Source organism: Enterobacter sp. 186315 (genome assembly GCF_053290175.1).
The window spans coordinates 26,225-48,617 of record NZ_JBPTTK010000021.1 but is presented as its reverse complement, the minus strand read 5'-3'; the positions used below and the strand labels follow the sequence as shown (position 1 = coordinate 48,617).

The following is a 22,393-nucleotide window of genomic DNA, read 5'->3' as shown; positions in this document are numbered from 1 at the left end:
CTCTCAGAGATGGGAAACAGGCAGCACGGCGCCTGGTTGCAGGTAATGTTCGATACGCAGTAACAGATCGGTCAGTACTAGCTCGCGATTAAGACCGGTTACCGTTAAAAGCTGTTCACGGCTCTGGCAAACGTCGTGAAGAATGGCGCGCAACGTGTTGCCGGATAACCGGTTCGCCAGGGTATTGGTCAACGCCCAGACATCCACGTTCGATAACAGCGTTGCGCCCTGTTGAATTTTTAGCGCGTCCAGCAGCATGGAGGCCAGCCAGTGCAGCCGCTCGGCGGCATGGTCATGGTTCAGCGTCGCCAGCAAGCTCAGCCAGTCGCCGCTGTCCAGCGCCGACCCTACGGCACCACAAAGCGCCTCACGCTTTGCCCAGCTCTCGGGCTGAAGCAGCGCAAGGGCCGCCGCCGGTGCGCCGCTGCACAGGCGCAGCGCGGTCAGCATCGCCTCGTGTGACGTTGTCACCTCTCGCCCAAGCCAGCTTAACGACCATGCTTCCTGAGGAGCCGAGAGATGATGAAGGCGACAGCGGCTGCGCAGCGTTGCCAGCAGCCTGCCCGGCTCGCGGCAGGAGAGGAAGAACCAGGTTTTTTCCGGCGGCTCTTCCAGCGTTTTCAGCAGGGCGTTGGCCGCCGCTTCGGTCAGCAGCGCGGCGTCTTTCAGCCAGACCACCTTCGCCCCGCCCAGACGCGCGTGCTCGTACAGCTTTTCGCTGACCTCACGCACCGCGTCAATGCCGAGGGTCGTTTTGCCCTTTTCCGGCTCAAGCGTGTAGTAATCAGGATGGGTACCCGCCTGCATCAGCTGACAGCCGCGGCATTTGCCGCAGCTTTTATGCCCTTCCGGCTGCTGGCACATCAAAAAACGGGTCAGCGCGTATATCAGCGCATCATCACCCATGCCGGGCAACGCCTGAATCAGTAGCGCATGATGCCCCCGTCCGGCCTGATAGCTGCCAATCAGCTGTTCAAAGTGCGGGCGCAACCATGGGTACCATTTCATGCCTGCTGCTCCTGTGCCCACCGGGTCACGGTTTCACGGATGGCACGGGTCACCTCGTCCAGCGACTGGGTGGCATCGATGGTTCGAATCGAGCTGTCCTGCGCGGCCAGTTCCAGATAGCGCGCTCGCGTGCGGTTAAAGAAGTCCAGCGACTCCTGCTCAATGCGGTCCAGCTCGCCGCGCGCGCGGGCGCGCTTCAGGCCCACTTCAGGCGTCACGTCGAGGTACAGCGTCAGGTCCGGGCGGAAATCTCCCAGCACCGCGTCGCGCAGGGTCGCTAACATCCCCCGATCGATACCGCGACCGCCGCCCTGATAGGCCTGAGTCGAGAGATCGTGACGATCGCCAATCACCCATTTACCTTCCGCCAGCGCCGGTTTAATCACCGTGTCCACCAGCTGCACGCGCGCGGCGTAAAACATCAGGACTTCGGCTTTATCGGTAATGACTTCATCGCCAACGGATTTGATATCCAGCACCAGGCTTCGCAGTTTTTCCGCCAGCTGCGTGCCGCCCGGCTCGCGGGTAAACACCATCTCATCAACGCCCAGCGTTTTAAGCGTTTCCACCACCAGATCGCGCGCGGTGGTTTTACCCGCGCCTTCCAGCCCCTCAATGACAATGTATTTACTGCGCATTTTTTTCCTTAAGTGCCTTCAGATAGTCCTGAACAGAGCGATTGTGGCTGGCAAGGTTAGTGTTGAACGTATGCCCGCCTTTTCCATCCGCCACAAAATAGAGATACGGCGTTTTGGCCGGATGCGCGGCCGCTTTCAGGGACGCGTTGCCCGGCGTCGCAATCGGGCCAGGCGGCAAGCCGCTAATCACATAGGTATTATACGCCGTCGGCGTTTCAAGGTCTTTTCGTGAAATCTTGCCGTTATAGCTCTCGCCCATCCCGTAGATCACGGTCGGGTCCGTTTGCAGGCGCATTCCGATACGCAGTCGGTTGATAAACACCGACGCGACCCGATCGCGCTCTGCGGCCACGGCGGTCTCTTTTTCGATAATCGAGGCCATGGTGACAAACTGGTTTTTGTCTTTGTACGGCAGGCCATCAGCCCGCCCTTCCCACGCGGCATCCACGGCGGCGACCATCTTCTTATGCGCGCGCTTCAGGATAGCCACGTCCGTGGTGCCTGCGGTATACATCCAGGTGTCCGGCCAGAACCAGCCTTCAACCCACTCCGGGTTCTCAAACTTAAGCACCTCGGCAACCGTCTTATAGCTATCGTCTTTCAGGGTATGCTTGAGATAAGGGGCATCACGCAGCTGCTTGAGGTAATCGCTCAGGCGCATTCCCTCGACAAATCGCAGCGGGAACTGCGCTTCTTTGCCGCTTTCCAGCAGTTGCAGCATCTCTTTAACCGTCATGCCCGGCAAAAAGCGGTACGTCCCTGCTTTAAAGTGAGACAGCTCAGGCTGAACGCGCAGCAGCCACTGGAATACGCGCGGGCGGTTTATGACTTTATCGTCATAAAGCTGCTCGCCGAGCGCCACACGTCCGGTTCCCGCTTTCAGGGTAAAGATAGTCTCTTCTTTAATCAGGATTTTACTGTTCGCCAGCTGGCGAACTTTCCACACTCCGACTCCGCCAGCGAGACCCAGCACGACGATCAGGAGGAGGATAAAGCGCAACATTTTCTTCATGAGTTTCTGGTTTGCTCACATAACGGGGCTAAAAATTGATACAGCTCGCGGGATGACCATTGCATCTGGCCCCAGGCGCGAACGGGCACAACGGGCATCAGCGCATTGCAGACAACCACTTCGTCTGCCGCTAACAGCGCATCTTCTACTGCGTTGACTTCGACAACACGGAAAGCCGAGCGTGCCAGCTGCTGCAAACAAAACTGGCGCATAATACCGTTTACGCCAGCCTGATCGAGCTTCGGCGTAAAGACATCGCTGCCCTGCCGCCAGAATAAATTAGCCGCACAGCATTCAGTAATGACCCCTTCGCTGTCAAGAACCAGCGCTTCGTCCGCGTCCGACTGCTCAAGATGAGCGCGGATCAACACCTGCTCTAAACGGTTGAGATGCTTAATTCCGGCCAGCATCGGGTTTCGTCCAAGACGTACCGGGCTGAGATCGAGGGTAATGCCGTCGCGCCGCCAGCGTTCATACTGTGCGGGATAGGCGGTAACAGAGAGGATCCGCGTGGGCTCCTGACAGCTTGCACCGCTGTAACCCCGCCCGCCGCTACCCCGGCTGATGATGACCTTCAGCACACCGCTGGTGTGCCCTGCGGCCCGCTGCGTCATCTCGTACGCAAGGGTTTCCCACTCGGTAAAGGGGATCAGGAGTTTTTCACAGGCGTTCTGTAAACGCTGAAGATGGGCTGTGAGAAATACGACATCCCCGTCGGTGATACGCGCGGTGGTAAAACAGCCATCGCCAAACTGCGTCGCCCTGTCGCTCGCAGGAAGACAATCCTGCTCAAGGCCATTAATCAGAAACATACTGGCTCCTTACGCGTGGTCGTACAGTGTGGCAATGGGCTTAAAATCAAACAAGGGGATAAAACTGAATAAAAAAGGTCCGACAAGCGGACCTTTTTATCGCCATCAGGCAGCAGGATCAGACCTTTTTGAAGATCAGAGAGCCGTTAGTGCCACCAAAGCCGAAGGAGTTACACAGGGTGTATTCCATACCGCTTACTTGGCGTGCTTCGTGCGGTACGAAGTCCAGATCGCAACCTTCATCCGGGTTATCCAGGTTGATGGTTGGCGGAACAGCCTGATCGCGCAGCGCAAGAATGGAGTAGATTGACTCTACCGCACCCGCCGCACCCAACAGGTGACCGGTCATGGATTTCGTGGAGCTGACCATCACACGGCTGGCAGACTCACCGAAGATAGATTTCACAGCCTGAGCTTCTGCTTTATCGCCTGCCGGTGTCGAAGTACCGTGGGCGTTAACGTAGCCGATCTGAGCCGGAGTGATGCCCGCATCGCGAATAGCATTAGCCATCGCGAGCGCTGCACCCGCACCATCTTCTGGAGGTGACGTCATGTGATACGCATCGCTGCTCATACCGAAGCCGACGACTTCAGCATAAATTTTCGCGCCGCGTTTTTTAGCGTGTTCGTACTCTTCCAGTACGATCATGCCCGCGCCATCACCCAGTACGAAACCATCACGGTCTTTATCCCACGGACGGCTTGCCGCCTGAGGATTATCGTTACGGGTAGAGAGCGCACGCGCTGCGCCAAAACCACCAACACCCAGCGGGGTACTGGCTTTTTCGGCACCGCCCGCCACCATCGCATCAGCATCGCCATAGGCAATGATACGCGCGGCCTGACCGATGTTATGCACACCAGACGTACAGGCAGTAGCGATTGAAATGCTTGGGCCACGCAGGCCGAACATAATGGTCAGGTGACCTGCCACCATGTTAACAATCGTCGACGGAACGAAGAATGGGCTGATTTTACGCGGACCACCGTTTACCAGAGAGGTATGGTTTTCCTCGATCAGGCCAAGACCGCCAATCCCGGAGCCAATAGCGGCACCAATGCGGGTTGCGTTCTCTTCCGTAATGACAAGGCCAGAATCCTGCATGGCCTGAACGCCAGCGACAATTCCATATTGAATGAAGGCATCCATCTTGCGCTGTTCTTTGCGCGAGATGATCTCTTCACAGTTAAAATCCTTTACTAAGCCAGCAAATTTCGTTGCATAGGCGCTAGTATCGAAATGGTCGATTAGGCTGATGCCGCTCTGACCGGCAAGGAGAGCTTTCCAGGTGGACTCTACGGTATTGCCGACAGGAGACAACATGCCAAGTCCGGTCACAACTACACGACGCTTAGACACGTTTGTCCTCCAGGGAGGGATAAAAAGGGATTCGTGGGACTAAAAAAGATAAAACTCAGGCGGTCGAATGACCGCCTGGAGATGTTCACTTACGCCTGGTGACCGTTGATGTAATCAATGGCAGCCTGAACGGTGGTGATTTTCTCAGCTTCTTCGTCCGGAATCTCAGTATCAAACTCTTCTTCCAGAGCCATTACCAGCTCAACGGTGTCAAGAGAATCTGCGCCCAGGTCTTCAACGAAGGAAGCGGAGTTCACAACTTCTTCCTGCTTAACGCCCAGCTGCTCGCCGATAATTTTCTTAACGCGTTCTTCGATAGTGCTCATACTCTTAAATTTCCTATCAAAACTCGCTTTCGCGATGGTTTTCGTAGTGTATAAAATGTTGAAAAATTTGCAACTAAATCCCGGCAGGTCTTACCACGATTTTACGTTATTTTGAGGCCATTCGCCCTAATAACGCAAATATTTTCGATCGTGATTAAACCATATACATCCCGCCGTTGACGTGGAGGGTTTCACCAGTGATGTAACCCGCTTCGTCAGAGGCTAAAAATGCAACCGCACTGGCGATTTCTTTAGGGTCGCCAAGACGCCCCGCAGGAACTGCCGCCAGTGTACCCGCACGCTGATCATCGGTCAGCGCACGCGTCATGTCCGTTTCAATAAAGCCCGGAGCAACAACGTTTACAGTAATACCGCGGGACGCAACTTCGCGTGCCAGCGATTTACTGAAACCGATCAGACCTGCTTTCGCCGCAGCGTAGTTAGCCTGACCAGCATTTCCCATGGTACCAACCACAGAACCAACAGTGATAATACGACCATGACGCTTTTTCATCATAGCGCGCATTACCGCTTTTGACAGACGGAATACCGATGACAGGTTGGTTTCGATAATATCGTTCCACTCGTCATCTTTCATTCGCATCAGCAGGTTATCGCGAGTGATCCCAGCATTATTTACCAGAATATCGATCTCGCCAAATTCTGCGCGAATATTTTCCAGAACAGATTCGATAGATGCAGGCTCGGTCACATTCAGTACCAGACCCTTACCGTTCGCACCCAGATAGTCGCTGATGGCCTGAGCGCCATTCTCGCTGGTCGCTGTACCAATCACTTTCGCGCCGCGCGCAACCAGTGTTTCAGCAATTGCACGCCCGATACCGCGGCTTGCGCCGGTCACCAGTGCGATTTTTCCTTCAAAACTCATGGTATTCCTCTTTTATTGCGAGAGTGCCGCTGACATCGCGTCCGGCTCGTTAATCGCCGATGCGGTCAGGGTGTCAACAATACGTTTTGTCAGACCGGTGAGGACTTTACCAGGGCCGACTTCATACAGATGCTCAACGCCCTGTGACGCCATAAACTCAACGGTTTTGGTCCACTGTACCGGGCTATAAAGCTGACGAACCAGCGCAGCGCGGATAGCCTCTGGCGCGGTTTCGCATTTCACATCAACGTTATTCACAACGGAAATCGTCGGTGTGTTAAAGGTAATTTTGTCCAGTTCAACGGCCAGTTTGTCCGCTGCTGGCTTCATCAGCGCGCAGTGAGATGGCACGCTAACGGGCAGTGGCAGTGCGCGTTTTGCGCCCGCTGCTTTACAGGCTGCACCCGCACGTTCAACCGCTTCTTTGTGGCCCGCGATAACAACCTGGCCCGGCGAGTTAAAGTTCACAGGAGAAACAATCTGGCCTTCTGCTGACTCTTCACAGGCTTTCGCAATGGACGCATCATCAAGACCGATAATGGCAGACATGCCTCCCGTCCCTTCTGGAACCGCTTCCTGCATGAACTTACCGCGCAGCTCAACCAGACGCACGGCATCAGCAAACGCAATCACACCCGCACAGACCAGCGCAGAGTATTCACCCAGGCTGTGACCGGCGAGCAGCGCTGGCACTTTACCGCCCTGCTGCTGCCATACGCGCCACAGCGCAACGGATGCGGTCAGCAGTGCTGGCTGAGTCTGCCAGGTTTTATTCAGCTCTTCGGCTGGACCCTGCTGGGTCAACGCCCAAAGATCATAGCCCAGAGCGTCAGAGGCTTCACGGAAAGTCTCTTCGATAACCGGGTAGGTTGCCGCCATTTCAGACAACATCCCAACCGTTTGAGAGCCCTGTCCCGGGAACACAAATGCAAATTGCGTCATCTTTTTATCCTTATACTAGAAACGAACCAGCGCGGAACCCCAGGTGAACCCACCACCGAAGGCTTCAAGCAGGACCAGCTGGCCCCGTTTGATTCGTCCGTCGCGTACCGCTTCATCGAATGCGCAAGGTACCGACGCCGCAGAGGTATTGCCGTGACGATCCAGCGTCACCACAACGTTATCCATCGACATGCCCAGCTTTTTCGCTGTTGCGCTAATAATGCGCAGGTTCGCCTGATGCGGCACCAGCCAGTCGAGCGCGGAGCGTTCAAGATTGTTCGCTTCCAGCGTTTCGTCAACGATGTGAGCAAGCTCGGTCACTGCCACTTTGAACACTTCATTACCCGCCATTGTCAGGTAAATAGAGTTGTCTGGGTTAACGCGATCCGCGTTTGGCAGGGTTAACAGCTCGCCGTAGCTGCCGTCAGCATGTAAATGCGTGGAGATGATCCCCGGCTCCTCGGACTGACCAAGCAGTACCGCACCGGCGCCATCACCAAAAATAATGATCGTGCCGCGATCGGTAGGATCGCAGGTACGTGCCAGCACGTCAGCCCCGATCACCAGCGCATACTTCACGGAGCCGGATTTCACGTACTGATCGGCAATGCTAAGTGCGTAGGTAAAACCTGCACAGGCCGCAGCCACATCAAATGCCGGGCAGCCTTTAATGCCGAGCATATTCTGCACCTGGCACGCTGCGCTTGGGAAAGCATGGGTCGACGAAGTGGTCGCCACGACGATCAAACCAATCTGATCTTTATCGATGCCGGCCATTTCGATAGCGCGCTGTGCGGCTTCGTAACCCATGGTTGAAACGGTTTCGTCTGGCGCGGCAATACGACGTTCACGGATACCTGTGCGCGTGACAATCCACTCGTCAGACGTATCTACCATTTTTTCCAGATCGGCGTTGGTTCGCACCTGCTTTGGCAGATAACTGCCGGTACCAATAATCTTCGTATACATGTACGCTCAGTCACTTTTAGCTAATACAGATTCCAGGCGAGCGGCAATCCGCTGGGGGACTTGTCGCTGCACCGCCTGCACTGCCTGTTCAATCGCGACGGAAAAAGCTCGCTGATTGGCCGCACCGTGACTCTTAATCACAATACCGCGCAATCCTAACAGACAGGCGCCATTATACTGGTCGGGGTTGAGGTGACTGAATCGCCGCGTCAGGCTTTTTTGTAACCAACGCTTTAATAAAATCAGCCACCAGGACCTTTTTTGACCTTCTCCCTGCGACTTAAGCAAGGAAAGGAACATCCGAACGACCCCTTCCATGGTCTTCAGCGTTACGTTACCGGTGAAGCCATCACACACTAATACATCCGTTTTGCCCGTCAGCAACTCATTGGCTTCGAGATAACCAATATAGTTGATGGAGGGAACCTGTTTGAGCAATTCGGCAGCGTCACGAATGCTGTCCAGGCCTTTGGTCTCTTCTTCACCAATATTCAATAACGCAACGCGCGGGTTAGCGATCCCGACCACGTCTTCTGCCAGCACCGATCCCATCACGGCAAACTGAGCCAGCATTGTACTATCACAATCGACGTTAGCGCCCAAATCGAGCACCACCGTTTTGCCCTTTTGCTGATGCGGTAAGACCGTCACCAGCGCAGGACGCTCAATCCCTTCGATGGGTTTGAGCAGTAATTTCGCAAGCCCCATCAGCGCACCGGTATTCCCGGCGCTGACGCAAGCCTGCGCTCGCCCTTCTTTCACCAGCTCCAGCGCGATTCGCATAGAGCTGCCGCGGCTATTGCGAATAGCCTGCGAGGGTCGGGCATCACTGGCAATAACTGACTGCGCAGGAATAATTTGCAGACGTGAACGTTGTTCGAAGTCAGCTTTTGCAAGTAATGGCGTGATTGTGTCGGGATTGCCGACTAAAAGAAGTGTGAGTTGCGAATTAGAATTCAGTGCCTGCAATGCCGCAGGCACTGTCACGGAAGGGCCAAAATCTCCCCCCATGACATCTAACGCCAGGGTTAGACGTGTCAAGGTATCGTCACAGCCTGGTTCGGTAAATTCCCCGTTTGCACGGGGAAATCCTCACTAAGCTTAATCACGCTGACGCGTGATTACTTAGTGATAACCTTGCGGCCGCGGTAGAAACCGTCAGCGGTGATGTGGTGACGCAGGTGTTTCTCACCAGAAGTCTTGTCTACAGACAGGCTGGTAACTGCGGTCAGCGCGTCATGGGAACGACGCATGCCACGTTTGGAACGGGTTGGTTTATTCTGTTGTACGGCCATGGACCTTACTCCTCAATTACTTACGCTTTAAGCTGGCTAATACGGCAAATGGATTTGGTTTTTGCGCTTCATCAGGCAGTTCCCCAAAGACCATGTCCGCCTCGGACACTTCACAGTGTTCAGAATCATGCACCGGAACTACTGGTAAGGAGAGGATCACTTCATCTTCTACCAAAGCCAGCAGATCGATTTCACCGAATTCGTTAACCTCAATCGGTTCATACGCTTCCGGGAGTGCTTCAGCCTGTTCGGTTGAACGAACCGGACTGAAACAATACGTTGTGTGAACGTGCTGTACGAACGGTTTCCCGCAACGCTGACATTCGAGCGTTACCGTAACCTTTGCATCACCGGTAATAACGGCAAGGCGCTGATTATCGATAGCGAACGACATGGAGCATTCCACATCACTGTCCACACTGACTACGGATTCGGCGATACGCTCGGCCTGATCGGAAGAATAAACTCCTTCATAATCGAGGCGTTTTTGAGCCGTACGAACCGGATCAAGAGTCAGGGGTAATTTTACCTTTTGCATAGGGCGCGCATATTAACTTTGTAACGTCATAGAGTCAAAGAAAAAGGCAACCAGAGCTGCCTTTTGCCAATTATTCGCACACATTGCGGCCTGTAGTTTAAAATGGCTGGCATCGTTACGCTATATCTGGTGATAAAAATATGCCAAATCTCGTTCTCGGTTCCACCTCATCCTACCGCCGAATGCTGCTTGAGAAGCTCGGGATCCCGTTCGAATGTGCCGCTCCTGCCGTGAACGAAACCCCGCAACCGGGAGAGTCGCCGCGCCATCTGGTGACACGCCTTGCGCAGGAAAAAGCGCAGTCGCTGGCCGCACGCTACCCTGCTCATCTGATTATAGGCTCCGATCAGGTTTGCGTACTGGATGGGGTGATTACCGGAAAGCCGCATACCGAAGAGAATGCGATTCAGCAGCTGTTGCGGGCGCGGGGCAATATTGTCACCTTTTATACCGGCCTTGCGCTTTACAACTCGGCAAACGGGCATCTGCAAACCGAATGCGAGCCGTTTGACGTGCATTTCCGGCACCTGAGCGAGCAGGAGATTGTCGATTACGTGCGTAAAGAACGCCCTCTGAACTGCGCGGGCAGTTTTAAAAGTGAGGGACTGGGCATCGCGCTGTTTGAAAGGCTGGAAGGCCGCGACCCGAACACGCTGGTTGGGCTGCCGCTGATTGCGCTGTCTCAGATGTTAAGACGCGAAGAGTGTAATCCGTTGACGGCGTGATCTTTGCGACCTGATCTTTGCGGTCTGATGCCCTCACCCCGACCCTCTCCCACCGGGAGAGGGAGGAAGGCATACTTAGCCGCGCAGAACTTTAAGACACCGTTTTAACTGATCGTCCATCGGCGCCTCGACGCGCATCACCTCACCCGTTCCCGGATGGGTAAACTTAAGCGCCGCAGCGTGCAGGAACAGACGCGATAGCCCGGTGCCCGCCAGCTGCTTGTCAAAGTCACGGTCGCCATAGCGATCGTCGAACGCGATAGGGTGTCCGGCATATTGCGTATGCACACGGATCTGGTGGGTGCGTCCCGTTACCGGGCTACAGCGTACCAGCGTGGCAAACTCATAACGCTCTTCTATTTTAAAGCGCGTTTCGGAAGGTTTGCCTTCCTGGTTCACACGCACAATACGCTCGCCGCTTTGCAGGATGTTTTTCAGCAAGGGCGCCTGAACCACCTTTATATGGGACTGCCATTGCCCGCGCACCAGCGCCAGGTAATCTTTCTGCATACCTTTATCACGCAGCTGCTCGTGAAGGGAACGAAGCGCGGAACGCTTCTTCGCCACCAGCAGCACGCCGGAGGTATCACGGTCGAGGCGGTGAACCAGTTCGAGGAAACGCGCTTCCGGTCGCAGGGCACGCAACCCTTCAATCACGCCGAAGCTCAGGCCGCTCCCGCCGTGAACGGCAGTACCCGAGGGTTTGTTCAGCACCAGGATATGATCGTCTTCATACAAAATCACATCGCTCAGGGCGGCGACTTTTTGCAGCTTCGGTGAAACCGCCTCTTCTTCGCGCTCGGCAACGCGAACCGGCGGGATACGCACGTCGTCGCCCGCTTCGAGTTTATATTCAGGTTTCACGCGTTTTTTGTTAACCCGCACCTCGCCTTTACGCAGGATGCGATAAATCATGCTCTTCGGTACGCCTTTCAGCTGGGTACGCAAAAAGTTATCGATACGTTGCCCCGCTTCATCATCGGTAATGGCAACCATTTTTACGGCTGGAGTCTCTGTTTTCATGGTTGGCGATTCTAAATATCGTCACGCATTAGCGCCACTCATTTTTCTATGCTTATATTTACTTTCGTCCGGCGCGCTTTCATTCACGCAATCGATTTGGTGGATATTAAACCAATCGCTGCACTTAAGTGGAGAAACTGTGAGTAACCGGGTGATAAATGGCAAAAGTCATCTTGCTATAACCCGGCGAGCAGTGGAATAATGAGGCCGTTTTCCGTGTTAAATCCTGGTTAATCAGGAAACTGACGGAATGACCAGTTTTGTCTGACCGATCATCCACGCAGCAATGGCGTAAGACGTAATGATCTTTCAGACAGTTAGCGGGCTGCGGGTTGCAGTACTTCCCGGTAAATGGAATCTTCTCTGGAGAGTTTTACCCAGGCTGTTCCCCTGATAATTGCGCTGTGTTTCCGTATGACACACAGGCAACCGACACTCTGCGCCTCTTAAGCGAGCGACAACCGTGAGGTTGGCGACGTGAATAGACACGAGGCCATCGGTTCATACCCCGGAAAGCGTCACCTTGCCCGCAGCTTTGTCGTCAATGTAAGAATAACGAGTAAGTTACGATGAAAAGAATGTTAATCAACGCAACTCAGCAAGAAGAGTTGCGTGTCGCCCTTGTGGATGGGCAGCGCCTGTACGATCTGGATATCGAAAGTCCTGGACACGAACAGAAAAAAGCGAACATTTACAAAGGTAAGATCACCCGCATTGAACCAAGCCTTGAAGCCGCATTTGTCGATTACGGTGCTGAGCGTCATGGTTTCCTACCTCTTAAAGAAATTGCCCGCGAATATTTCCCTGCCAACTATAACTCCCACGGTCGTCCAAACATCAAAGATGTTCTGCGCGAAGGTCAGGAAGTTATCGTTCAGATCGATAAAGAAGAACGCGGCAATAAAGGCGCTGCGCTGACCACCTTTATCAGCCTGGCAGGCAGCTATCTGGTACTGATGCCAAACAACCCGCGTGCGGGGGGTATCTCTCGCCGTATCGAAGGCGACGACCGTACCGAGCTGAAAGAAGCGCTGGCAAGCCTGGAACTTCCAGACGGCATGGGCCTTATCGTTCGTACCGCAGGCGTTGGCAAATCTGCCGAAGCCTTGCAGTGGGACTTAAGCTTCCGCCTGAAGCACTGGGAAGCTATCCAGAAAGCCGCTGAAAACCGCCCTGCTCCTTTCCTGATTCACCAGGAAAGTAACGTTATCGTGCGTGCGTTCCGCGACTATCTGCGCCAGGACATCGGCGAAATTCTGATTGATAACCCGAAAGTGCTTGAGCTGGCTCGCCAGCACATCGCCGCGCTGGGCCGTCCGGATTTCACCAGCAAAATCAAACTGTACACCGGTGAAATCCCGCTGTTCAGCCACTATCAGATTGAATCCCAGATTGAGTCCGCCTTCCAGCGTGAAGTGCGTCTGCCGTCCGGCGGTTCTATCGTTATCGATACCACTGAAGCGCTGACCGCTATCGACATCAACTCCGCACGCGCAACGCGCGGTGGCGATATCGAAGAGACCGCCTACAACACTAACCTCGAAGCGGCCGATGAGATCGCTCGCCAGCTGCGTCTGCGCGACCTGGGCGGTCTGATTGTTATCGACTTCATCGACATGACCCCGGTTCGTCACCAGCGTGCGGTCGAAAACCGCCTGCGCGAAGCGGTGCGTCAGGACCGTGCGCGTATCCAGATCAGCCATATCTCTCGCTTTGGCCTGCTTGAAATGTCGCGTCAGCGTCTGAGCCCGTCACTGGGTGAGTCCAGCCATCACGTCTGCCCGCGCTGCTCCGGTACAGGTACCGTGCGTGATAACGAATCCCTGTCCCTCTCTATTCTGCGTCTGATTGAAGAAGAAGCGCTGAAAGAGAACACCAAAGAAGTTCACGCCATTGTGCCGGTGCCCGTTGCCTCTTACCTGCTTAACGAAAAACGTGCCGCGGTAAGTGCGATTGAATCGCGTCAGGGCGGCGTTCGCTGCATTATCGTGCCAAACGACCAGATGCAGACCCCGCACTACCACGTACTGCGCGTGCGTAAGGGTGAAGAAACGTCCACACTCAGCTACCTGCTGCCGAAGCTGCATGAAGAAGAGATGGCGCTGCCGTCCGATGAAGAGCCTGCCGAGCGTAAACTGCCAGAGCAGCCTGCGTTAGCGACCTTCATCATGCCGGAAGCACCGCCAGAAGCGGCAATGGAAAAACCAGCAGCGAAACCTGCGGCGCAAAAACCAGCGGCAGAAGCGGCGAAAGCTGAACCTGCACAGCCGGGTCTGCTGAGCCGTATCCTGGGTGCGCTGAAGAAAATGTTCGCTGGCGAAGAAGCACAGCCGGAACAGCCGAAAGAAGCACCGAAAGAGGCGAAGCCAGAGCGTCAGCAGGATCGTCGTAAGCGTCAGAACAACCGTCGCGACCGTAACGAGCGCGGCGACCGCAATGACCGTGGCGATCGTAACGAACGCCGTGACAATCGTTCTGAAAACGGCGAAGGCCGCGAGCAGCGCGAAGACAACCGTCGCAACCGTCGTGAGAAGCAACAGCAGAATGTTGAAGATCGCGACATTCGCCAGCAGGCGGGCGACGAGTCCGAGAAGGGCAAACAGCGTGACGAGCAGCAGCCTCGCCGTGAACGCAACCGTCGTCGTAACGACGAGAAGCGTCAGGCGCAGCAGGAAGTGAAGAGCCTGAACCGCGAAGTCCCGGCTGAACAGCAGGAGACCGAGCAGGAAGAACGTACTCAGGTTATGCCACGTCGTAAGCAGCGCCAGCTGTCACAGAAAGTTCGCTTCGCGTCCGCAGAGCAAACCGAAGAGACCGCAATCGTCGCCGCCGAGCCTGTCGCTGAGGCTGCACCGAACACCCAGCTGGCGAAGGTTGATCTGCCAGCGGTAGTCGAAAACAACGTTGAGCAGGACGATAGCAGCGAAGGCCGTGATAACGCAGGCATGCCGCGTCGCTCCCGTCGCTCTCCGCGTCACCTGCGCGTCAGCGGCCAGCGCCGTCGTCGTTACCGTGACGAGCGTTACCCGACTCAGTCACCAATGCCGTTAGCCGTGGCCTGTGCGTCACCGGAAATGGCATCCGGTAAAGTCTGGATCCGCTACCCGGTTGCCCGTCCGGAGCAGGTTGTTGAAGAACAGCCGGTTACCGAAGAGGTGATTGCACCGGTAGCGCCTGTCGCCGCCGTTGAAGAGGTTGTCACCGAAGCGCCAGCGGTTGCGGAGCCTCAGGTGGTTGACCCGCAGGTTGTTGCGCCCGATCTTACTGAAAATGCACCTCAGGCTGAGATTGAGACCTCGCACCCTGAAGTGATTGCCGCGCCGGTTGACGCTGCTCCGCAGATCGTTACCGAAGAAGATGCCGTAGTCGCTGAAGAGGTTGTCGAAGAAGCACAGCCAGCCGTTGTTGAAGAGGCTGAGGCTGTGGTCGAAACGGTTGCTGAAGAAGTGGTGCCGGAAGTCGCTGTCGACGTCGAACCTGTTCGCGAAGCTGCCGAAGTGAAAGTGCCGGAAGTGAAAGCGCCAGAAGTGAAAGCGGCTCCTGCTGCTGACGTTGCTCCGGCTCACGTCGCGACGGCACCGATGACGCGAGCCCCGGCTCCGGAATATGTTCCGGAAGCGCCGCGCAGCAGCGACTGGGTACGTCCTTCCTTCAACTTCGAAGGTAAAGGCTCTGCCGGTGGCCACAGCGCAACGCATCAGGCGACTGCACCTGCTACCCGCCCGCAGTCTGACTAAGATTGTGCGATAAAAAAAGCCGACCCTCGGGTCGGCTTTTTTATTTCTCACGCGTCGGTTTTCGCATCCCCGCAATACCCGGCATCACCTCGCGCATCATCTCCAGAAAACGGCGCAGCCGCGCCGGATAATAGCGCGACCACGGATAAACCAGATGAACGGGCAGCGCTGCGGGCTGCCAGTCGGGCAGCAGATGCACTAACCGCCCCTGCGCAATATCCTCTTTCACCGTCCAGCTTGATACCACTGCCACCCCTAACCCGCTTAAGGCCGTATTACGCGCCACGTACAGGCTGTCGGTGCTCAGGCGCGGTGTCAGGGTCACGCGCGCAGGCGAAGCGCCCTCTTTATACAGCTCAATATGGCGCTGATAGAAGGTGCTGATGGCAATCCACGGCAGTACGGAAAGGTCGTCCGGAGCATTCACGGCAGGAAACTGCGCCAGCAACGTCGGGGAGGCCACCACGCAGCGAGGCACTTCCGCCAGCAGTACCGACACGGTCGCCGGATCGATTTCCGCCCCCACGCGGATGGCGCAGTCGAGGTTATCGCCGAGGAAATCCACCGACTTATCGTTGAGCATCCACTCCACGGACAGCTGCGGATACCGCTGCAAAAACTGCGTGAGCGGCACCAGAAGCTGCTCCTGGCCGAACGCGTGGGGGGCACGCACGCGCAGCACGCCCACCGGCTCATCTTCCGTCTGCCCTACCTCATCTTCCAGCGCCAGCCAGCTGTCGATCACCCGGCGGGCATGTTGATAGCAGCGCTCCCCGTCATCGGTGAGTCGCGTGGTGTGGGTCGTGCGCAGCAGCAGCCGCACGCCGAGTACCGTTTCCAGGGACTGTAGCCGCCGGCTGACGGTGGCCTGGGTGGTATTAAGCTGCCGCGCCGCCGCGGAGAGTGAACCCGCCTCCACGATACGCACAAAGGTGCGCATCAGCTCCACCCTGTCTATACGCTCAGTTCGTTTCATTATTTTGATGGCTATACGTTAAACGTATAAGCGTTTTACCACCGGGCCCGCTACCGCCACAAGCCGTCATGGTAAAAAATGTCTGTACACCATGAATGAGGAATTACCTATGAACACAACAACAGCGCCCCATGCCGTAAGCCGCTGGGTCATTTTTATGCTGGCCCTGGGGGCGGGTTTTAGCGTGGCGTCGATTTACTACGCCCAGCCGCTGCTGCCGCTGATGGGTGCCGACCTGCATCTGAGCATCGAAGGAATGGGGCTGGTCCCGACCTTAACCCAGGCCGGGTACGCGCTGGGCATTCTGTTCCTGCTGCCGCTGGGCGATCGCCACGATCGCCGGACGCTGATCCTGATAAAAAGCGCCGCGCTGGCCCTCTTTTTACTCGGCTGTAGCCTGACCGGACAGCTGCACGCCCTGCTGCTGGCAAGCCTGCTGATCGGGATGGCCGCCACAATGGCGCAGGATATCGTTCCCGCCGCCGCCATTCTTGCCCCGGAAGGGAAACAGGGTAAAACCGTGGGCACGGTGATGACCGGCCTGCTGCTGGGGATTTTATTATCAAGAACCGTCAGCGGCGTGGTGGGTGAAGCCTTTGGCTGGCGCGTGATGTATCAGCTGGCCGCCGCCAGTATCGCCTTTATCGGCGTGATGATGTGGGCGGTGCTGCCGCGCTTTGCCATTCACTCGACCCTGAGCTATCCCGCCCTGCTGCGCTCGATGGAGCACCTGTGGCGTCGTTACCCCGCCCTGCGTCGTGCCGCGCTGGCGCAAGGTTTCCTCTCGATTGCCTTTAGCGCCTTCTGGTCAACCCTTGCGGTGATGCTGCTTGAGCGTTATCAACTCGGCAGCGCCGTAGCGGGTGGGTTCGGGATCGCCGGGGCTGCGGGGGCGTTAGCCGCTCCGCTGGCGGGCGGGCTGGCGGATAAACTGGGCGCGGGCAGAGTCACGCAGCTCGGCGCGGCGCTGGTGACGGTCTCGTTTGCCCTGATGTTCCTGATGCCCGCTCTCGGCGTACACGGCCAGCTGATCCTGATTGCGCTCTCTGCGGTTGGGTTTGACCTGGGCCTGCAATCGAGCCTCGTCGCGCACCAGAATCTGGTCTACAGCCTTGAGCCGCAGGCCCGGGGTCGTCTGAACGCCCTGCTCTTTACGGTGGTGTTTATCGGCATGGCGCTGGGCTCGGTGGCGGGCAGCTATCTGTACGCCCGGGCAGGCTGGAGCGGCGTGGTGGCGCTGGCAACCCTGTGTGGCGCTATTGCGCTGGTGATTCGCCTGGTTGAAAGCGCCCGGGTAAAGGCGTTACCGGCACAGGCGTGATAAAAAAAATGCCCAATCCATTACGGATTGGGCAGTCAAAACATGCCCAGTTTCAAGACATGTTCTAAGAGGTCAAGACATTACTTGTTGAGCTGGAACAGAGACATGCCTTGCAGATCGCTGAAGGCTTTATAAGAAGCCTGCAACGCCGCCTGCTGCATCGTGTAAGACGAGATCACCGAGTTCCAGTCCACGTCCACCAGGTCGCTCATCTGCTGCGTTTGTCCCAGCGCGCGGTCATCGCCCAGCGCATCCAGCTTGTCCAGCTCGTTCAGGTTCGTCCCCAGCTCTGCACGTACCGTCAGCACGTTATCGAGCGAGTTGCTCAGCCCACGGTTGGTTTTGTCGATGATTGCGCTCATGGCATCCGCCGTGGTCTGATCGTCTTCAACCGGGGTATTCAGCGAGGCAATGGCCGCGTCCAGGATCTTAAACAGGTTCGTTTCCGGGGCGCTGCCGTCCGGCTCTGGCTTGGCGCTGCTGGTGAAGTTATCGAACACTTCTGTACCGGTATGGCTGATCTGCATCGAGCGTGCGGAATCGACCTGCTGGCTGATTGGCGTAGCGCCGCCGTCGTAAGCGCCGGTGGTCTCATTGAAGGCAGGCGCTTCGGTTTTGTAACCGGCAAAAATATAGCGGCCGTTACCGTCGGTGCTGTTTGCCAGGTTCATCAGCTGATCGCGGATCCCCTTCAGATCGGTCGCCAGCGAGGCGCGGTCGTTATCGCTCAGCGTGCCGTTGCCTGCGTAAACGATCTTCTCCTGCGCGCTCTGAATAGCAGAGGTCACCTGAGTCAACACGTTCTCTTCAAGAGAGACTTTGGTGGTGGCAAAAGAGCGGGCCAGCGCATACTGGCTGTTCTGGGTTTGCGCCTGAGACAACACCACCGCCTGAGACGCGGCAATCGGGTCATCGGACGGGCGGTTGACGCGCTTGCCCGTCGACATCTGCTCGCCATAGCTGAGCCAGAGGCTCTGGGAGTTGCTCACTCCACGCATGCTCTGCTCGTACATCATTTGAGTGCTAATACGCATTTTTCACCCCGGCCTTAGCGAATATTGATTAACGCATCAAAGAGCGTGCTGGCTGTCTGAAGCACCTGAGCGTTCGCCAGGTAGTACTGCTGATACCGTTGCAGGTTGCCGTACTCTTCATCCAGGTTAACCCCGGAGATAGACTGCTGCTGTTTGGTCAGCTGGGTCACCACGTTGGTCTGCGTTTCGCTACTGGTTTTCAGCGACGCGGTGGTGCTCCCGACGGTGCTAACCAGCGAGGCGTAGGCATCGTTAAAGGTTTTGTTACCGCCGACCTTTTTCGCGCTTTGCAGATCCAGCAGCTTCTGGCCGTTGGTGTTATCGCTGTCGCCGCTGTCGCTGGCAGAGGCCATCGCCAGTTTGGACTCATCGGAGATCGCCAGATCCATATTGATGATGACGTCGTTGACCGGCTTCACGAGGAAGCTGTCCTTCTTGTCCGCCGCGCCGCTGATGTTCACGCTGAGACCGTCAAACGACAGGTTGCCGCTGGCATCCGGCGTTTGCGTGAAGCTGGTTTTGTCGGACAGGCGCGTTACGGTCCAGTTGGTGCCGTTGTACTCCACCTTATAGTTGGTGGCCTGCACCGCCGTGCTGTCGGTGACGGTCGCCGTGGCCGAGGCGCTGCCGGTGTTTTTGGCGTTGCTCAGCACGGACGGAGAGCCGAAATCAAACAGCTTGCCGCCCTTGTCGCCGTTGGCGTCATAGCCTGCTTCATGCTGGGTGTTCATCGTGTCGGCAAAGGCCAGCGCCATCTGGTTGAGCGAGTTACGCGCGTTATCCAGATCGTTTGCGCGGAAGTTCAGCAGCCCGCCCAGCGAACCGGTGGTCAGCTGCTTTTCCGGGATCTCTACGCTGCCGGACGCCGCGTCAACAAAGGCTACCGTGATACGTGAAGGATCGGCGCTGGACTGCACCGCAGCCAGCTGATTCGCCGTGCTGCCCTGCACCAGGGTGTAGCCGTTGGCAAAGGAAACGTTATAAGTGCCGCTGTCCTGAACCGCCACTTCCACGCCGACAATCTTGTTCAGCTCGCTGACCAGCTGGTCGCGCTGATCCAGCAGTTCGTTCGGGGACGAGCCCGCACCGACGCCGGTCAGACGGGAGATCTGATCGTTCAGCGTGGCAATCTGTTTCGCATAGTTATTGATCTGATCGACGCTGCTGGAGATAGAGGTATTCACCTGCTTATCCTGGTCGCGCAGATACTGATCGGTCACTTTGAACTGGTTGATCAGGCCATCGGCTTTGCCGAGCACCGTCTGGCGCGCTGCCGGATCTTCCGCGTTGCTGACCAGCGTTTGCAGGCTGGTAAAGAAGCCCTGTAACGTGGTGGAGAGCGAGTTGGTGGTATCCGAGAGCACGTCGTCGATTTTCGACATCTGCTGATAGCGCGTGGTCAGGCCGCTGCTCTGGGTATCTGCCGCACGCAGCTGGTTGGTGATGAAGGCATCATACTCACGCTGTACCCCGGAGACATACACCCCGTTGCCAACCCAGCCACCGCCTGTCAGCGTGCTGTTAGACGCCCCCAGAATGGTGTTCTGGCGGGTATAACCTGTCACGTTATAGCTTGAAATATTGTTACTGACGGTATTGAGTGCCGCCTGGGCAGCACTGAGGCCACTCATGGCGCTGTTAATCAAACTGGACATGGGGGTTCCTTTTACACTTTCAGACACGAGTCCTGATGAAGGTTATCGGCAGCCTCCACCGGGACTTGAGAACTTTCAGAACAGATTTTCGAGATCTGTGCTATAGGCTTTGCTGACCTTCTCGCCCATCGATTTCAGCTGCTGGATCATGCTGGTGAGCTTGCGCGCATAGTTCGGGTCCGTCGCGTAGCCCGCGTTCTGCAACGCCTGCGCACCCTGCTCCGGCGTGGCCGCCTGGGTCACAGCGGTGTAGCGCGGGTTGCGGCTTAACAGGCCGACATAATCCGACAGCGCTTCCAGATACGAGCTGTAGACGCGGAATTTGGCCTTCACCTTCACGGCGGCACCGTTTTCATATTCGGTGGTGGTGATTTCGGTGGTGGGCCCCTTCCAGCTGGCGTTCGCCTTCACGCCGAAGATGTTGAAGCTCGGCTCACCGTTCTCTTTGCGGATCTGACGCTGGCCCCAGCCGGACTCCAGCGCGGCCTGCGCCAGGATCAGGTGATGCGGCACCCCGCTCTGCTCGCTGGCAAGACGCGCGGGCAGCGAGAGCTGCGCCAGGAAGTCTTTGCTGTCGCCGGTGAGCGGCTCGTCGTTGCTCTCCGTGGCCTTCGGTATCGCCTTACGCACCATCTGCGTCAGGGCCTGATTCTGATAACTGGTCACCGTTTCCAGGTCGAACTTCATCGGTACCTGCGCAGGCTGGTCTTCCTGCCCCTGAATGCCCTGGGCGGCTGCGGTCTGTTTAACAATCATGTCAGCCAGACCGAGGCCCTTCCCGGCGGTCATCTGCTGTGCAATCTGCTGGTCATACATGCTGGTGTAGAGTCGCGTGGAGTCGCTGCTGAACATCCCGTCTTTCGGCAGGGTTTCACGCATGCTCTTAAGCATCATCTGCACAAACATCCCTTCCACCTGACGGGCGACCGGGCGGATGTTCGCCGCCGGATCCTTGCCCGCTTTGGTTTTCAGCTCGTTGAGCGACTGGGCGTCCCATGCCGCGCTGGTCAGCAGTTTGCTATCGGTCAGCATTAGATGATTTCCACTTTGGCACGCAGGCAGCCCGCGGTTTGCATGGATTGCAGAATCGACATCAGCTCCATCGGCGTTGCCCCGAGCGCGTTAAGCGCACGCACCACGCTGTTCAGGTTGGCGCTGGAGCGCACGCTTTGCAGCGAGCCGCCGCTCTGGCGCAGGTCGATCTGGGTTTGCGGCGTGACCACCGTCTGACCGCCGCCAAACGGCGTGTCCGGCTGGCTGACGTTGGCGGAACGGTTGACCGTTACCGACAGGTTGCCCTGCGCCACGGCACAGCTGTCCAGCGACACTTCGCGGTTCATAACCACCGATCCGGTGCGCGAGTTGATGATGACTTTGGCATCCTGCAACGGCACGTTCACCTCCATATTCTGGATATCGGCCAGCATGCGCACCTGGTTGCTGCCGCCCGTCGAGGTGCGGATCTGCACGGTACGGGCGTCCAGCGCGGTGGCGCTGCCAAAGCCGCGGCTGCGGTTGATGGTGTCGGCAATCTGCTGCGCCATCGTGAAGTCTTCGTTGTTCAGTTGCAGGTTGATGGTGTTACCGGAGCCGAACTGGGTAGGCAGTTCGCGTTCGATAATCGCCCCGCCGGTGATACGCCCGCCGTTAAGCTGGTTCACCTGCACGCTGCTGCCGCCCGCCGAAGCGCCCGCCCCGCCGACCAGAATGTTCCCCTGCGCCAGCGCGTAAACCTGGCTGTCGGCCCCTTTCAGCGGGGTCATCAGCAGCGTACCGCCGCGCAGGCTTTTGGCGTTACCCATCGAAGAAACGACGACGTCGATGGTCTGCCCCTGACGCGCAAAGGCCGGGAATGAGGCGGTGACCATCACCGCCGCCACGTTTTTCAGCTGCATGTTGGTGCCCGCCGGAACGGTAATGCCCAGCTGAGAGAGCATGTTGTTCAGGCTCTGGGTGGTAAACGGCGTCTGGGTGGTCTGGTCACCCGTGCCGTCCAGACCCACCACCAGGCCGTAGCCAATCAGTGAGTTTTCTCGTACGCCCTGTACGCTGGTGAGATCGCGAATACGGTCGGCCTGGGCAAAGGTTGCCACCAGCGCGAGCGCGATTGCGAAGAGGGATTTAAACATAGGT

Annotated in this window: 21 protein-coding genes; 3 read left to right on the top strand and 18 right to left on the bottom strand. The window is 56.9% G+C overall.

Features of this window, described 5'->3' with window-relative positions; genetic code table 11:
- Positions 1–3: 3 nt before the first annotated feature.
- The 12 genes from holB to yceD all read right to left on the bottom strand — a co-directional run bounded on the left by holB (position 4) and on the right by yceD (position 9,789).
- On the bottom strand, positions 4–1,008 hold the full coding sequence (gene holB / locus ACSVHP_RS18945) for a DNA polymerase III subunit delta' (RefSeq protein ID WP_447552704.1): 1,005 nt from the start codon (positions 1,006–1,008) through the stop codon (positions 4–6).
- Complete coding sequence (gene tmk / locus ACSVHP_RS18940) at positions 1,005–1,646, bottom strand: dTMP kinase (RefSeq protein WP_447552703.1); 642 nt, start codon at positions 1,644–1,646, stop codon at positions 1,005–1,007. The genes holB and tmk overlap by 4 nt, the downstream gene beginning before the upstream one ends.
- Entirely contained in the window at positions 1,636–2,658 is a 1,023-nt protein-coding gene (gene yceG / locus ACSVHP_RS18935) for a cell division protein YceG (protein ID WP_447552702.1), read from the bottom strand. Before yceG ends, tmk begins: the two co-directional genes overlap by 11 nt.
- The gene (gene pabC, locus ACSVHP_RS18930; protein WP_447552701.1) at positions 2,655–3,470 is read right to left on the bottom strand and encodes an aminodeoxychorismate lyase; all 816 of its coding nucleotides are present in this window, start codon (positions 3,468–3,470) and stop codon (positions 2,655–2,657) included. Before pabC ends, yceG begins: the two co-directional genes overlap by 4 nt.
- A gap of 118 nt (positions 3,471–3,588) precedes the next feature.
- The gene (gene fabF / locus ACSVHP_RS18925) at positions 3,589–4,830 is read right to left on the bottom strand and encodes a beta-ketoacyl-ACP synthase II (protein WP_447552700.1); all 1,242 of its coding nucleotides are present in this window, start codon (positions 4,828–4,830) and stop codon (positions 3,589–3,591) included.
- Between the two features lie 89 nt (positions 4,831–4,919).
- Complete coding sequence (acpP, locus tag ACSVHP_RS18920) at positions 4,920–5,156, bottom strand: acyl carrier protein (protein ID WP_003857954.1); 237 nt, start codon at positions 5,154–5,156, stop codon at positions 4,920–4,922.
- 154 nt (positions 5,157–5,310) lie between these two features.
- Positions 5,311–6,045 carry a 3-oxoacyl-ACP reductase FabG gene (fabG, locus tag ACSVHP_RS18915; protein WP_234673552.1) on the bottom strand — a complete coding sequence of 245 codons (735 nt, stop codon included), beginning with the start codon at positions 6,043–6,045 and terminating at the stop codon, positions 5,311–5,313.
- A 12-nt stretch (positions 6,046–6,057) separates the two neighbouring features.
- Positions 6,058–6,987, bottom strand: coding sequence for an ACP S-malonyltransferase (gene fabD, locus ACSVHP_RS18910; protein ID WP_447552699.1), 930 nt, complete (start codon positions 6,985–6,987; stop codon positions 6,058–6,060).
- Positions 6,988–7,002: 15 nt separating this feature from the next.
- Positions 7,003–7,956 (bottom strand): beta-ketoacyl-ACP synthase III, encoded by a 954-nt coding sequence (locus tag ACSVHP_RS18905; protein ID WP_447552698.1) that lies wholly within the window; start codon positions 7,954–7,956, stop codon positions 7,003–7,005.
- Positions 7,957–7,962: 6 nt separating this feature from the next.
- Positions 7,963–8,997, bottom strand: a complete 1,035-nt coding sequence (plsX, locus tag ACSVHP_RS18900; protein ID WP_234673549.1) for a phosphate acyltransferase PlsX — start codon at positions 8,995–8,997, stop codon at positions 7,963–7,965.
- Between the two features lie 80 nt (positions 8,998–9,077).
- Positions 9,078–9,251 carry a 50S ribosomal protein L32 gene (gene rpmF, locus ACSVHP_RS18895; protein WP_003857964.1) on the bottom strand — a complete coding sequence of 58 codons (174 nt, stop codon included), beginning with the start codon at positions 9,249–9,251 and terminating at the stop codon, positions 9,078–9,080.
- A 16-nt stretch (positions 9,252–9,267) separates the two neighbouring features.
- Positions 9,268–9,789, bottom strand: a complete 522-nt coding sequence (gene yceD, locus ACSVHP_RS18890) for a 23S rRNA accumulation protein YceD (protein WP_417315973.1) — start codon at positions 9,787–9,789, stop codon at positions 9,268–9,270.
- A gap of 140 nt (positions 9,790–9,929) precedes the next feature.
- Between yceD and ACSVHP_RS18885 the strand changes: the two genes are divergently transcribed.
- Positions 9,930–10,514 (top strand): Maf family protein, encoded by a 585-nt coding sequence (locus ACSVHP_RS18885; RefSeq protein ID WP_447552697.1) that lies wholly within the window; start codon positions 9,930–9,932, stop codon positions 10,512–10,514.
- Between the two features lie 75 nt (positions 10,515–10,589).
- Here the strand turns inward: ACSVHP_RS18885 and rluC are convergent, their stop codons facing one another.
- On the bottom strand, positions 10,590–11,537 hold the full coding sequence (gene rluC, locus ACSVHP_RS18880; protein ID WP_234673546.1) for a 23S rRNA pseudouridine(955/2504/2580) synthase RluC: 948 nt from the start codon (positions 11,535–11,537) through the stop codon (positions 10,590–10,592).
- Positions 11,538–12,106: 569 nt separating this feature from the next.
- Between rluC and rne the strand changes: the two genes are divergently transcribed.
- Positions 12,107–15,274: a ribonuclease E gene (gene rne, locus ACSVHP_RS18875; RefSeq protein WP_447552696.1), complete on the top strand. Its 3,168-nt coding sequence runs from the start codon at positions 12,107–12,109 to the stop codon at positions 15,272–15,274.
- A gap of 40 nt (positions 15,275–15,314) precedes the next feature.
- Here the strand turns inward: rne and ACSVHP_RS18870 are convergent, their stop codons facing one another.
- Positions 15,315–16,250, bottom strand: coding sequence for a LysR family transcriptional regulator (locus ACSVHP_RS18870; protein ID WP_447552695.1), 936 nt, complete (start codon positions 16,248–16,250; stop codon positions 15,315–15,317).
- Between the two features lie 109 nt (positions 16,251–16,359).
- On the opposite strand from ACSVHP_RS18870, the gene ACSVHP_RS18865 reads away from it, so the two are divergent.
- Positions 16,360–17,571, top strand: a complete 1,212-nt coding sequence (locus ACSVHP_RS18865) for an MFS transporter (protein WP_447552694.1) — start codon at positions 16,360–16,362, stop codon at positions 17,569–17,571.
- Positions 17,572–17,651: 80 nt separating this feature from the next.
- On the opposite strand, the gene flgL is transcribed toward ACSVHP_RS18865, so the two are convergent.
- The 4 genes from flgL to ACSVHP_RS18845 all read right to left on the bottom strand — a co-directional run bounded on the left by flgL (position 17,652) and on the right by ACSVHP_RS18845 (position 22,389).
- Positions 17,652–18,605 carry a flagellar hook-associated protein FlgL gene (flgL, locus tag ACSVHP_RS18860; protein WP_417315962.1) on the bottom strand — a complete coding sequence of 318 codons (954 nt, stop codon included), beginning with the start codon at positions 18,603–18,605 and terminating at the stop codon, positions 17,652–17,654.
- Between the two features lie 14 nt (positions 18,606–18,619).
- A complete protein-coding gene (gene flgK / locus ACSVHP_RS18855; RefSeq protein WP_447552693.1) occupies positions 18,620–20,260 on the bottom strand; it encodes a flagellar hook-associated protein FlgK in 1,641 nt (546 codons plus the stop codon).
- 75 nt (positions 20,261–20,335) lie between these two features.
- Entirely contained in the window at positions 20,336–21,292 is a 957-nt protein-coding gene (flgJ, locus tag ACSVHP_RS18850; protein WP_417315960.1) for a flagellar assembly peptidoglycan hydrolase FlgJ, read from the bottom strand.
- On the bottom strand, positions 21,292–22,389 hold the full coding sequence (locus ACSVHP_RS18845; RefSeq protein ID WP_447552692.1) for a flagellar basal body P-ring protein FlgI: 1,098 nt from the start codon (positions 22,387–22,389) through the stop codon (positions 21,292–21,294). The genes flgJ and ACSVHP_RS18845 overlap by 1 nt, the downstream gene beginning before the upstream one ends.
- Between the last annotated feature and the right edge of the window lie 4 nt (positions 22,390–22,393).